We start from the raw sequence: 601 nt of genomic DNA, 5'->3' as shown, positions 1-601 counted from the left end.
CCCTGTGACGACGGTGATGACTGTACGGAGAACGACATGGAAACCACCCTGGACGCCGACGGCACCGTCTGTGTTCCCTGTGCCGGAACGGTAATAGATTGTTCGAACGGAACCACCTCGGTTGTTATCTGTGATGACGGTAACCCCTCGACAATCAACGACGTACAAACCATCCTGGATTGTAACGGTGAAATCTGCGTACCCTGCATGGGGGTAGACACCGACTGTGCGACCAATACCACCACTACTCTCCCCTGTAATGACGGTAATGACTGTACCGAAAACGATATGGAAACCACGCTTGATGCAGACGGTACCGTCTGCGTGCCCTGCGCCGGCATCCCACTAGATTGTGCCAGCGGCCCCACCTCAGTAGTTGCCTGTGACGACGGGAACGCGAACACCATCAACGATAGGCAGACCATTCTGGATTGCAACGGTGATATCTGTGTGCCGTGTATGGGTACACCGACCAACTGTAACGAAGACGAGACCACCATTCGCCAATGTGACGACGGTAATGACTGCACGGTGGAAGACATGGAAACTGTCCTGAACTCTGACGGTACCGTTTGCGTCCCATGCGCAGGAATACCATTGG

The 601-nt window shown here is 54.4% G+C and carries 1 pseudogene; it reads left to right on the top strand.

From position 1 onward, the window contains the following. Window positions 1–601, top strand: a pseudogene (locus B036_RS30435) (hypothetical protein); the annotation flags it as partial.

The organism is Neolewinella persica DSM 23188 (genome assembly GCF_000373105.1).
Taxonomy (GTDB): domain Bacteria; phylum Bacteroidota; class Bacteroidia; order Chitinophagales; family Saprospiraceae; genus Neolewinella; species Neolewinella persica.
The sequence above is the reverse complement of the archived record's forward strand: the minus strand, read 5'-3'. Positions and strand labels throughout refer to the sequence as shown.